General features: G+C 43.8%; 9 protein-coding genes. 5 read left to right on the plus strand and 4 right to left on the minus strand.

Going from position 1 to position 11648, the window contains the following annotated elements:
* The first annotated feature begins 344 nt into the window (after positions 1–344).
* Positions 345–1988 carry a methyl-accepting chemotaxis protein gene (locus tag AB6F11_RS04895; RefSeq protein WP_102398409.1) on the plus strand — a complete coding sequence of 548 codons (1644 nt, stop codon included), beginning with the start codon at positions 345–347 and terminating at the stop codon, positions 1986–1988.
* A gap of 107 nt (positions 1989–2095) precedes the next feature.
* Here the strand turns inward: AB6F11_RS04895 and AB6F11_RS04900 are convergent, their stop codons facing one another.
* Positions 2096–2983, minus strand: coding sequence for a lipase secretion chaperone (locus AB6F11_RS04900; RefSeq protein ID WP_102398410.1), 888 nt, complete (start codon positions 2981–2983; stop codon positions 2096–2098).
* A gap of 37 nt (positions 2984–3020) precedes the next feature.
* Entirely contained in the window at positions 3021–3962 is a 942-nt protein-coding gene (locus AB6F11_RS04905) for a triacylglycerol lipase (protein WP_102398411.1), read from the minus strand.
* A gap of 487 nt (positions 3963–4449) precedes the next feature.
* Here AB6F11_RS04905 and AB6F11_RS04910 point away from each other — a divergent pair, with 487 nt between their 5' ends.
* Positions 4450–5697: an SGNH/GDSL hydrolase family protein gene (locus AB6F11_RS04910; protein WP_102398412.1), complete on the plus strand. Its 1248-nt coding sequence runs from the start codon at positions 4450–4452 to the stop codon at positions 5695–5697.
* 131 nt (positions 5698–5828) lie between these two features.
* Here the strand turns inward: AB6F11_RS04910 and AB6F11_RS04915 are convergent, their stop codons facing one another.
* Positions 5829–7160 carry a DEAD/DEAH box helicase gene (locus AB6F11_RS04915; RefSeq protein ID WP_102398413.1) on the minus strand — a complete coding sequence of 444 codons (1332 nt, stop codon included), beginning with the start codon at positions 7158–7160 and terminating at the stop codon, positions 5829–5831.
* Positions 7161–7521: 361 nt separating this feature from the next.
* On the opposite strand from AB6F11_RS04915, the gene AB6F11_RS04920 reads away from it, so the two are divergent.
* Positions 7522–7788, plus strand: coding sequence for an Lpp/OprI family alanine-zipper lipoprotein (locus tag AB6F11_RS04920; RefSeq protein WP_017061882.1), 267 nt, complete (start codon positions 7522–7524; stop codon positions 7786–7788).
* A gap of 177 nt (positions 7789–7965) precedes the next feature.
* Here the strand turns inward: AB6F11_RS04920 and AB6F11_RS04925 are convergent, their stop codons facing one another.
* Positions 7966–8940: a L,D-transpeptidase family protein gene (locus AB6F11_RS04925; protein WP_019821668.1), complete on the minus strand. Its 975-nt coding sequence runs from the start codon at positions 8938–8940 to the stop codon at positions 7966–7968.
* 346 nt (positions 8941–9286) lie between these two features.
* On the opposite strand from AB6F11_RS04925, the gene deoD reads away from it, so the two are divergent.
* Positions 9287–9997 (plus strand): purine-nucleoside phosphorylase, encoded by a 711-nt coding sequence (gene deoD / locus AB6F11_RS04930; protein ID WP_017061880.1) that lies wholly within the window; start codon positions 9287–9289, stop codon positions 9995–9997.
* An 82-nt stretch (positions 9998–10079) separates the two neighbouring features.
* Entirely contained in the window at positions 10080–11549 is a 1470-nt protein-coding gene (locus AB6F11_RS04935) for a lactate dehydrogenase (RefSeq protein WP_102394048.1), read from the plus strand.
* Positions 11550–11648 lie beyond the last annotated feature (99 nt).

An 11648-nucleotide genomic window follows, 5' to 3' on the forward strand; every position in this document is an offset into this window, starting at 1 on the left:
AACGGTGGTTTGACTCCCAATGAATCAGAACGATTGTTCTGGTTAAACTCTAGGAGCGTGGCCAATATCAGTTGACCACTACAAGCTAAACCGCTCAATATCTCGCCATCCTTTTATTTTATTACCTAATACCACACAAGGTTCTGTGCCAAATAACCCTACCTTAAAAATGGCTAAAGCCTTGTTTGTACAATAAATATTCAAAATTTATCAAATATCTATCTCATATATCAAAATCGAATTCATTACTGATTGAATTGTCATTCTCAGAAGTTAGAATCACCTGCTAATTACAATAATAACAATTGCTTCTGCTCATTTATTTATTCAAAGAAGGACATTACATGCGCCAACCTCTCAGTGGCTTATCAATCAAAATACAAATTCTCATACCCGTATTATTTTCCGTCGTCTTACTTTTAGCCGGTGTCATCATCGGTGGTGAAAAGCTAGAAAGTGCATTCAAAGATGTATCAGTAGCGACCGACCAATTAATCTTACATAAAGAAGAACTAAGCGAAATCGTCGACAACAGCTATGGCATGCGCATCAAAGCGATTTACAGTCTATTCAATGCTGATGACGTAAAAACACTGGTTGAAACACTAAACCAAAAACGCGACCAAAATACTCGCCTACTGAATTCATTAGACACAGTTCCAGGCATGCAAGATGAAGTGGCCGCGATGAACAAAGCGATGAATCACTATGTCGACTTTTCTCGTACAACAATGCTTCCTTTATTAAGAGCGAAGCACGGCGATGCATCACTCTCTTCAGATTTTGAAAACCGCTACCAGATTGCAATCGACCAATACCGTCACGCAGGTAATGACATGGTGCAAGCGATCAACACACTTTCTAAAAAGTTGAACCTGCTTGCGACTCAAGAAGTCGACATCAATGGCCAGCAACACACCAGCACACTCAATACAGCGACCATTGCACTGTTGGTGATCCTGTCTGTAGCTCTAGTTATTAGTTGGACGCTGGCTGGTATCATTGTTAAACCGATCAGCAATATTCAGGAAACCATGCGCGAAGTAGCCAAAGGTAACTTGTTAGTAAAAGCAGAAGAGTATGGCGATAATGAAATCTCACGCCTTGCGCAAGACGTAAACCAATCGGTAGACCAACTGCGTGATACGGTAAGCTCGCTGTCTCGAATCAGTATCGAAGTGGCTTCTGCGTCGACAGAGTTAGCGGCTGTAATGACACAGTCCAGCGTTAACTCAGACCAAGAGAAGCAAGAAGTGGAGCAAGTCGCTTCTGCTGTAAACCAACTAGAAAGCACCGCATCGCACGTTAATGAGAACGCAGTACAAGCTGACTCAGCGTCTAAGCAAGCCGACGAAATGGCAACACACAGCATGAGCTTGTTTAATGAAAGCAACAAAGCTAACGAACAGATGGCGATTCAGCTAAGCGAAGCTGCAAATGTTGTGGGCACGCTAAAAGAGCACTCTGAGCAGATTGGTAAAGTGATTGAGGTGATTCAAAGCATCTCTGAACAAACTAACCTGCTTGCGCTTAACGCAGCAATCGAAGCGGCTCGCGCAGGTGAAAGTGGTCGTGGTTTCGCGGTTGTTGCTGATGAAGTTCGAATGCTAGCGGCACGCACACAAGACTCAACTAAAGAGATCCAAACCATTATTGAAGGTTTGCAGGTTCAATCTGGCAACGCTAACGAGAGCATGAGCAGTTCATTAGCTATGCTAGAGCACAACCAAACACTGGCAGCGGAAGTAAGCACAGCCCTTTCAGGCATTGCTAACTCGGTAACGGATATGACGGAGATTAACACTCAGGTAGCCTCAGCCGCAGAAGAGCAAAGCCAAGTAACCTCAGACATCAACCGTAATATTTCAAACATCTACAGCCTAGTAAGCCAAAACGTAACCGGCATTACTCAAGCCGCTGCAGCAAGCCACGAGCTATCTAACCTAGCCGAGCAACAGAAACAGCAGTTGGACTACTTTAAGGTATAGGGTTTAAGTTAAGAGGTTCAAGGCAACAGATTCAAGCTGTATGCGCTTTAGAGCTCACCTATAAACAAAAAAACCAGCCATCATGGCTGGTTTTTCGTTTTTAGACACTACTGACCAGATTCAGCCGCTCGAATTCTTTCAATCGCTTCTACCCTTCTCAGTTGTTCTGGTAGGAAATGCTCTGTCCGAAGTTGCGCAAGTGTCTCTTGTTGTTCGGTTTCTGATAAGGCTGAGTCGTTCAAAACATCATTCCGTTCTGCGAAGTAGACCTCTAACGAGCCTTCAAAGGCCGCTCTTTTTTTATCAAGAGCTTCAAGCCTTTGGGTTGCTTCTTCACCAACAAGTTCGCTTCTCTTTAAGTATTTACCCTGTTCATCGAGACCTTCAGAGCTAGAGAGCTGTTGGAGTAACACCTGATTCTGGTGACTCGACTGAACATAATCAGGTTGCTCATATAGATAGGATTCAAGTCTTTGTTGGTATTCTTCATCCTCTAATCCCTCCTGTTTCAGAAGTAACTTCTCTAAGGCGATTTCTCTCATTCTGTTGTCGTGCGTAAACAGAATACTTATCTCGCTCTCACTGAAAAACTGAGCTTGAAGGTCAAGGAGCGCTTGATTGAGTGCGCGCAGGTCATCAGCGGAAATGGATGTGGTAACGAATTGTACGTCCAACGATGTCAGTGCCGACTTATACTCTAGATATTTGGCAAACAGTGCTTCATCGACCACGGCTGTTGATGATTGCTCGTGGTGTTTTGCTACATTGTCACGAATATCTTCAACGGTTAATTCTGTATTACCCGATACGAAGTATTCCATCATGTCTTTGGCTGATGCGTTATCGATGTCGGTGTCTTGTTGAGAGGCGACTTTCAATGAGGAGACGCGTTGTTCGTCGTCAGTATGTGTATCTTGATTATTTAGATATAAAAAGACCGCCGCTGTGCTCATCAGGGCTATCGTGGTTATCGACAAAATGGCGGTCTTTTTCATCATACTTCCTTGTTTTCTTATTAAACGGCTTTGCAGACTACAAGCCAGCCAACTTCAATCGATTGGCATGCTGACGATATAGAGTTACGGGATCTGTCTCAAACAAGTGGTGAATTCCCAATAACCCATTGATCTCATCTAGGTGGTTCATTTTGTAATCATCACCAATCACTTTGCCCAAATGGGCGCTGCATGCTCCTACCAAGCCATCATTAGGTTCATTGAAAGCTAAGCCTAGGATTGTCATCGCTCCGTCGGTAGGATCAAGAAGGTTGGTAAAAGTGGAAGACCCTGTCCATGAATAGTAATAAACGCCGTTACTTGCTTGCCACTCACCATCACCACACTCAGACGTCGGAACGCCCTCAGGATAAAACTGGTTGAATGCTAGTGAGCCTTCTGTGGTCAATGCTTCAAGAGAAGCGAGGCCGTCTTGGTCGAGATCCGTTCCACCAGATAAAAGGTTAATCAGTGTCGTTAATCCACCTGCTAATTTCACCGCGATACCTTCTGTGACAGAGCCTTCAGATACGTTCCCTCTAACGAGATCAGCAACCTTAGAACCTTTATGCACACCGCCAATACTGGTCACTGAAGCCACCAGATCCGGTCGAACCGACGCAACATAACGAGCCGTAGGCCCACCGTGGCTATGACCAACCAGATTCACCTTACTTGCTCCTGTTGCAGCTAACAGCGTTTCAACTTGGCCGAGTAACTGTTCACCACGGACCTCAGAACTGTTGGTTGCAGAGACCTGAGCGACATATACGCTCGCGCCATCTTTGGTTAGGGATTCAGGTACGCCATAGAAATAGTCGACGCCCGCTAATGTATCGAAACCAAACAGACCATGTACCAACATAATGGGGTATTTCGTTTCAGTGTATCCGCTGGCTTCTAATGCTGATGCGCTCGTTCCGGCATATACGCCAAAACTGGATAGGCAGGCTATCGTCCAAATTAATATCTTTTTCAATGCTCTTTCCTTAAACAGATTAGACCTCTGATGAGTAAAAAAACCGTAGATGATGATTTTATAAAACAGAAAGTAACGATTTGATATTTGTGATGGCGAACTTGAATTAAACAGGTGCGATGAACATCAGGCAAACAGAATCAGAAGGAAAACCGAAACCATAAGCAATTGATTAAATTAACATTTAACTAAGATTGATGAGATTGTTCTTTCAATACTCTGACTCAAATATCAATTCAACATTCGTAATAATCCAAAGTTTATCGACAAATAACCGTTTGGAAACAGGTATTTTTCAACCACAAACTCGTTGAAAACTTGATGCTTATGCCATTAACGACACACCATAAGCCTGAATGTATTGACGCTAATTATTAATCTTAGATATAGGTCGTACCAGTTATTTACTTATCCACTTATCAACAAACAATAGGCAACAAGCAACAACGTTTTGTTTGGCTCACTAAATACAAAAGAGAATACAGTGATGAAAAATACGGCTTTAATACTCACGTTAGCCCTGCCTTTTGGCGCTTATGCCGCTGAAGACTCAATACCAACACCAGAATCGATTACATCTGCACAAGTACTCAGTACACAAGGCTCAGAGACCTATTCGTACGTTAGATGTTGGTATCGAACCGATGCCTCTCATGACTCCCCAGCCACCGACTGGAAGTGGGCAAAGAAAGAGAATGGTGATTACTACACGATCAACGGATATTGGTGGTCTTCTGTTTCTTTCAAAAACATGTTCTACAGTGATGCGCCTCAATCTGAAATCAAACAGCGTTGCGAACAGACGCTCAACATCCAACATGACGCCGCTGACATCACCTACTTTGCCGCAGATAATCGCTTCTCTTACAACCACTCAATCTGGACCAACGACAACGCTTTTCAAGCCAGTAGCATCAACCGTATTGTCACCTTTGGTGATAGCCTGTCCGACACTGGTAATCTATTTAATGGCTCACAATGGGTTTTTCCGAACGCAGATTCGTGGTTTTTAGGGCACTTTTCGAATGGTTTAGTCTGGACGGAGTATTTAGCAAAAGCGAAAGGTGTCCCTCTGTATAACTGGGCTGTGGGTGGCGCCGCAGGTACCAACCAATACGTGGCATTGACTGGTGTTTATGATCAAGTCACCTCTTATCTAACCTACATGAAAGTTGCCAAAAACTATCGCCCGGAAAACTCACTATTTACTTTAGAGTTTGGTCTCAATGACTTCATGAACTACGATCGAGAAGTCGCCGATGTAAAAGCTGACTTTAGCAGCGCGCTGATCCGCTTAACGGAATCCGGTGCGAACAATATCCTGCTGTTCACCTTACCCGATGCAACCAAAGCCCCTCAATTCAAATACTCGACCGAGCAAGAGATCATAAAAGTTCGTGGCAAGATCTTAGAATTTAACCAGTTCATCAAAGCTCAAGCCGAGTATTACCAAGGTATGGGGAAAAATGTGGTGTTGTTCGATGCAAGCGCCTTGTTCGCCAGCATTACCGATAACCCACAACAACATGGCTTTCGAAACGCGAGTGATGCTTGTCTTAATATCAATCGAAGCTCTGCGGCCGACTACCTGAAAAGCCACAGCTTAACCAATGATTGTGCGACCTATGGTTCAGACAGTTATGTCTTTTGGGGCGTGACGCACCCAACTACGGCTACTCACAAATACATCGCAGACCATATCTTGGCGTACTCGTTCTCTACCTTTGATTTCTAAAGCCGCCAAGTTGAACTGTAACTTGAGGTAGCACCTCTTAGGCACAAAAGTCAGATACAAAAAAACCGCCTAATAATGGCGGTTTTTATTTATGTCAGTTTTACAAACAAACGCTTTTAACTGGCTGTTGATTACTCGTCGTCAGTTTTTGGCGCAACTTTCTTCTTAGGGATAAACACTGTATCACCCACTGCCACATTCTGGTGGAAGCTCTTATCGCGCTTAACTGGTTTCTTCGGCGTTTTCTTCGCTTGAGTGTTGGTTTTCTTCTTCGCAGGACCGCCTTTAACAAACGCAGGTTTACGAGGTTTAATACCTTTGAACTTACCTTTTAGGCCTTCAAGCACAGAGAAAGTAAGATCTTGTTGAAGGTAAAGTTCAACACGCTTGAAGCTGTCCCAGTCTTTTGGACCAACCAAAGAGATTGCATCGCCTTTGTTACCTGCACGGCCAGTACGACCAACACGGTGAACGTACTCTTCGGTATGCTTCGGCATATCAAAGTTGATTACGTGGCTTACGTTTGGAATATCGATACCACGAGAAGCAACATCGGTTGTAACCAAAATCTTGTAAACCGCGCGCTCAAACTGACTCATGATCGCATTACGCTGTGTTTGGTTTAAGTTACCGCTCAGTGCAACAGCTTTAAGCTTCTTCTCATTTAGCTTATCCGTTAGGCGATCAGTATCAGCACGCGTTGCTGTGAAGATCATAACCTGACGGTATTCAGCTTCTTCTAGTACACGGTCTAGAATCGCTTCTTTGTGATCTAGGTGATCACATAGGTAGAATTTCTGAGTGATATCAAGGTGCTGTTCGTTAGAAACACCCACCGAGATGCGCTTAGGTGCATCCAGCATTTCATTGGCAATGCCGTTCACTTCAGCGTGATCCAGAGTGGCAGAGAACATTAGCGTCTGACGACGACGGTGCTTAGCCGCGTTTGCAATACGACGCAGTTCTGGAGCAAAACCAAGATCAAGCATACGGTCTGCTTCATCAAGGATTAGCGTTTCAACACCATCAAGGAACAATGAGCGGTGCTCTAGGTGGTCAGCAAGACGACCTGGCGTCGCTACGATGAAGCGAGGGTACTTACGCAATGCTTTAACTTGGTCGTTAAAGTTCTCACCACCTAAGATAAGCGCCGCTTCATAAGACAGACCACCAAGCATGCTACGCAGTTCGCCGTAAACTTGCTTCGCTAGCTCACGAGTAGGAGCCAAAATTACACCACGAGGATCTTTAGCAGAAAACGCTTTTGTTTTTAATGCTTTATGTATCATTGGCAACACAAACGCCAATGTTTTTCCTGATCCCGTTTTTGATGAAGCCAATAGATCCTTACCAGCAATAGCAACAGGGATCGCTTTTGATTGGATCTCTGTCGCCTTCTTGAAGTCGTAATGTTTTAAGTTCTTCAGTAAGCGGTTATCTAAGCCTAAATCTTTAAAGTGCAAAGGACTCTCCAGTCATGATGGTATTGAATAAAATTAATTTAACGTGACATGATACCGCGAAAGTACTTTATAAGGATAGAGATCACAGTAAATTTATCCCTTTATCTATCTTTAGCTAGAACAACGTATGCATTGCTAGCAAAGGGATAGCTCTCCAAAAACACCTACAAGTCGTCTCTAAATCCTTCATCTCATAAATGAGACACAACGTGATACTTAGCTAATTACCTCAAAAATTTAGCAATTTCTTTAGTTATTGTTTTTGCAGTTAAAAAATTAGTCGCTACAATCATTAATGAAGCGACTATATGATAAAGAATGTATAGCGCATCTTTTGATGATAAATAAGCAAGGAGTTCTTATGAATAAGACGTTAATCGCAGCTGCAGCATCAGTTTTCATTTTAGCCGGTTGTTCTTCAGAACCAGAAGAAGCTGCAGTGTCAGAAATGGATCAACTAACTAACCAAGTGGCTCAACTTACAAGCGAAGTTGAAGCACTTAAGAGTGACAAAGCAGCCGCAGAAATGAAGGCTCAAGAAGCAGAAGCAGCCGCTATGGCAGCGAAAGAAGAAGCGGATCGTGCTAACGAACGCATCGATAACATCGCTGAGTCTTACACTAAGTAGTTTGAGATCTAATCGCGATTAAGCTGTAGATTAAATAAGTCGCAAAAAGCAGTACATAGACAGCACCACTTCTTAACGAATGTGGTGCTTTTTTTGGGCGATACCAATTCGAGTAGAAGGTATTGATTCGAGTAGAGAAAAGATAAAACGCACCTTGTTACAGAAGAGGCAGTCGAATTAAAACTCAATCACAGGTGGTGCTATCTCTACAGGTACGCCGTTTTGAGCAAAGATAACCGCTTTCGCCTTTGAATTTGGCAGTTCTGCGTCTTCAAGCCACCATTTTAGTTCCACAGGGATCTGTAATGATTTCTTTGAACCATCACTTCGAGTTAATGGCTCGTGCGCTTCAACAAACACACTTCTATCTGGTTCTAATGACACCTTAATCGGCTCATTGATAATGGTGACCTGTTCACCACGGTTCACTTGCTCAAATAGCCACTCAATATCTTTAGGTTCCATTCGGATACAACCAGAGCTAACTCGTAAACCTATTCCGAAGTCTTTGTTAGTACCATGGATCAAATAGTCGCCAGCGCCATAAGCAAGTCTCAAAGCATACTCACCCAATGGATTTTCCGGCCCAGCGGGAACCACTCTCGGTAATTCAATACCCTTTTCAAGATACTCTTTGCGGATTGAATTTGGTGGCGTCCATGTTGGATTCGGTCTTTTTTGGCTTATCTTGGTGATCATCTCGGGAGTATCGCGCCCCACTCGACCGATGCCGACAGGGAAAACATGCACCTGATTTTTCTCGGGCTCAAAGTAATACAACCTTAACTCAGCAAGATTGATGACGATCCCCTTTCTTGGGGTGTCAGGCAAAATCAAGCGGCTTGGAATGCTTAACACATAGCCTTCCGCGGGAAGAAAAGGATCCACCCCTTTGTTAGCTGCCATTAAAGAGAGAAAACCAATATCGTATTGCTTGGCAATGATGGCCAAGGTTTCGCCCGCCGCCACTTCATGCTGCTGGATTCTGCCCACAATGCGGCTTTCTGTCGGTGGCAATTCAAAGGTTGCAGCAGACACCCACGATGAAGCTATCCCGCTGGCAAGCAAAGTGGTTCTTACAACAAGCGACGCCGCCCTGTGAAGTCGTGTTTTCATTGACGGCAAAGGCGTCGGTTTAACGCAATACGACATACAAATCCTTGGTTTGTCTTTTATCAAAGTTTAGATTATCTCTGATCAAACGTCTCTACAACGTATTGTTGGCTCGAAACTGATAGGCAACAAGTTTATGTGTAGGCCTTTTCCTCTCATTCGCTTGCAATTTACCCATACAAAATCGATTGCCTTTACGCTTTCAACATATTTGGTTATCAATATTAATAAAACTATAATGGCAGACCTGTTTTGTGACTAAAGTCTCATGGGGCCACGTTCTAACTCGCTAATATTGCCTCAACAAAACGAATTCAATTCAACAGAATCGGTAATTGATTAAATCCTGTTCCTATAATTACCGTTTAAACTTTGGAGAACGACCATGGCTACACCTCATATTAATGCTCAAGCTGGTGATTTCGCAGAAACAGTACTTATGCCGGGCGACCCGCTTCGCGCAAAATACATTGCAGAAACATTCCTTGATGACGTGAAGCAAGTTTGTGACGTTCGCAACATGTTTGGCTACACAGGCACTTACAAGGGTAAGAAAGTTTCTGTAATGGGCCACGGTATGGGTATCCCATCATGTTGCATCTACGTACACGAGCTAATCGCTGAGTTCGGCGTGAAAAACGTAATTCGCGTAGGTAGCTGTGGCGCAGTACGTGACGACGTTAAACTAATGGACGTTGTTATCGGTATGGGTGCATCTACTGACTCAAAAGTAAACCGTATTCGTTTCAACAACCACGACTTCGCTGCTATCGCTGATTTCGGTCTTCTAGAAGAAGCAGTAAACCAAGCTCGTGCACAAGAAGTTCCAGTTAAAGTTGGTAACGTATTCTCTGCAGACCTTTTCTACACTCCAGAAGCTGACCTTTTCGAAAAAATGGAAAAGCTAGGCATCCTAGGTGTTGATATGGAAGCGGCTGGTATCTACGGTGTTGCTGCAGACCTTGGTGCTAAAGCACTAACTATCCTAACAGTATCTGACCACATCATCCGTGGTGAAAAACTAAGTTCTGAAGAGCGTCAAAAATCTTTCAACGACATGATGAAAGTTGCTCTAGAGACAGCAATCAACATCTAACGATTTGATCAAAGATACATTGAAAAGCGTTACCCCGCAGCCAGGCTCGCTTGGCTGCTCAAATAATCCCGAGGGGGAGATCGTGTCTAACGACAAGCTGCCAAAAGACGCGGATGGTTTGCAACTCAACTTTTGTAAAACATTGGCGTGTGACAACTTTGGCTTGAGCGATGCAAAACGGTATGTTTTGCAACACGCGAACCCTAAGCGTCCAGCGATGGTTTGTCGTGAATGTGGAGCTTTCCCCCCCTTACTTAACAACCGTGAAGTGTTAAGCGAACTTCATCGCCTAAGACAACTTCACAGCGATGGGCTCCCTGCTTGTCGTAATGATGATTGCGATAATTTCGGCTTATCGGTTCATACCCATAAACATCTTTATCATGCCTTCGGCTACAGTGGTGACAGGCAGCGTTATCGATGCAAAGACTGCCAATCAACCTTCGTTGATAAATGGTCTGGATCCAACAAAAAACTCCAATTTCAAGAGAACCTCATGGGCTTACTGTTCATGGGCTATTCCGTACGTGAAATCTGCCGAAAATTAGAGATCAACCCAAAGACTTTCTATGATCATGTTGACCATATCGCGAGCCGTTGTCGTCGTAAATTAGCGATGATCGATGCACGATGGGTTAACCATGCCAAAGACTATCAATTCGCTTCCCATTATCAGCGCTTACAGCCACAAAGTAACAACGGTGTGGTTTGGATAGCGACGGGTGAGGCGCATTCTGGCTATATCCTTTGCCAACACGTGAATTACTCACAAAATGAAGAGCCATCAGGGAATGTTGATCACAACCCTTATGATGATGTAGCGCGCTTTGTATCCAAAGAGCACTCTTCAGAGGCAAACCTTGAGCTTCCTCAACAGTCAGACAAACTAAAAGAGCGCATTGAACAGCAGTACCAAGTGATTCTTGCGAGAGGTAACGTTGAGGACCCTATGGGTAACCTCACCACATTTAGCTACCCTTCAAAGGGTGCACTCATTCGACCGCCTTATACCTCTTATGCTCACTTCTTACATGTGTTGGATATGTGTAACGAAGACAAGCATGTCGCCATCTATATGCCACAAGATCCGTTACTAAGATCTGCCGCTTTAAGCGTATGTTTGCCGCGTATTCAGAGTCAAAATATTGACCTTATGTATGTAGAGGAAGATTCAGGCTGGCAAGACGACCAAAGTTTTGAAAAGATCGACATCGTTCACATGAGTTGGTGGCGAGATCGCTGGGCTATTGCCAATCAGGGTGATAATCAGAAAGGTATCTGCTACCTAACCGGTAACAATCCAGAACCAAAACAGTGGTTTAACACGGCCTCAATTCAACAAACTAAGTTCTATCAACAACGCTTTCAGCTGTTATTTGATAGCTTTATTAATGAGCCCAGACGTAAGCTTCGTCCTGGGGGCATTCTTCCATTGCTCGACATATTTAGAGCTTGGCACAATCTGTGCTACCAAGATAAGCAAGGGCTCACGGCAGCACAACGTTTAGGCGTAGCAGAGCTGCCATTAACTCTAAAGCAACTACTTTCATAGCAACAAGGCCTTTAGGTAATTATTCGGGAACTCATTGATTTTAAAGCGACAACATGAGGTAACACCCATAATTAGAAAAGATCGATGTTCCTTTGACGC

Source organism: Vibrio sp. 10N.247.311.14, from assembly GCF_041467715.1.
Lineage (GTDB): Bacteria > Pseudomonadota > Gammaproteobacteria > Enterobacterales > Vibrionaceae > Vibrio > Vibrio crassostreae_C.